The organism is Nostoc sp. KVJ20, from assembly GCF_001712795.1.
Taxonomy (GTDB): domain Bacteria; phylum Cyanobacteriota; class Cyanobacteriia; order Cyanobacteriales; family Nostocaceae; genus Nostoc.
Genome location: NZ_KV757750.1, coordinates 1 through 1,025, shown reverse-complemented (window position 1 = coordinate 1,025; position 1,025 = coordinate 1). Strand labels below are relative to the sequence as shown.

The following is a 1,025-nucleotide window of genomic DNA, read 5'->3' as shown; positions in this document are numbered from 1 at the left end:
AGGAAAACGTTTTGATTTATTGCAGATGTACAAGCGACATCTTTAAATACCTCTAGTTTAGACCTCAATCTTTACTCCAAAATAAGTAAGTTATTTCTGCGTGATTACTAATAGACAAATCTTACTTGAATAGTCATATTTAGTTATGCTATTGTAAGCTCGTAAGCATTGATTTCGCCATAGTAACCTATGCTAAATAACAGTTAATGCAAAATTACACCCGTTAGCATTGGTTACTACCATATCCTGATTATAAGTTTTATTTTTCAACCAAGTAGCTCAATTACGTGAGAGTAATTCTCAATTTAATAATAATTGAAAGCTAATAATTTTATTATTAGCTGCTTGAATCAATACCTATAGGTATTGCTCTAATACTCCTGAATTTCTCTGCATCAAGTAGGAATTCTAGTAATTTAATCCTTGTCTATTATCAAAGCTTACGCGTTGAAAGGCTCCTATGTTAGTGGCTTCAATGTGTAAATTCCAATACTTTACAACAACATCTACAATCTACAAGAGGTAAAAAGCAGAAATGGCAAACGTATTTGTTAACGGAACTCAAGGAAATGATGTTTTCGCACTTATAAGCTCAAAAGATAATATTACTGTTACTGCCTTTGCAGGAGATGACTTGATAGCCACTGGATCTGGTAACGACTTTATTATTGCAGGTAGTGGGAACGACACTATTCCTACTCGAGAAGGCAACGATACTATCGATGGTGGTGATGGNNATACTATCGATGGTGGTGATGGTAACGATCTAGTCGTTGGACAAGTAGGAGATGATTCTATAGATGGTGGTGCAGGAAACGACCTTCTTTCAGGTGGGCCTGGCAACGATACTATCAAGGCTGGCCTGGGCAACGATACTATCTGTTAATGACATTCTGAATGGTGGTGCCGGGAATGATAATCTCGAAGGTGGTGATGGCAACGATGTTCTGACTGGTGGGATCGGGAATGATAATCTCGATGGTGGTGATGGCAATGACGTTCTAAATGGTGGTGCTGAAAGTGAC

The 1,025-nt window shown here is 37.7% G+C and carries 2 protein-coding genes and 1 pseudogene; all 3 read left to right on the top strand.

Annotation, left to right across the window (positions count from 1 at the left end; all coding sequences use genetic code 11):
* Window positions 1-535: 535 nt before the first annotated feature.
* Window positions 536-735: pseudogene (locus A4S05_RS44415) on the top strand (calcium-binding protein); the annotation flags it as partial.
* A gap of 7 nt (window positions 736-742) precedes the next feature.
* The gene (locus A4S05_RS44410; protein WP_370684512.1) at window positions 743-886 is read left to right on the top strand and encodes a hypothetical protein; all 144 of its coding nucleotides are present in this window, start codon (window positions 743-745) and stop codon (window positions 884-886) included.
* A partial coding sequence (locus tag A4S05_RS43880; protein WP_370684511.1) for a calcium-binding protein occupies window positions 831-1,025 on the top strand: 195 nt, incomplete at its 3' end. The genes A4S05_RS44410 and A4S05_RS43880, both read left to right, overlap by 56 nt.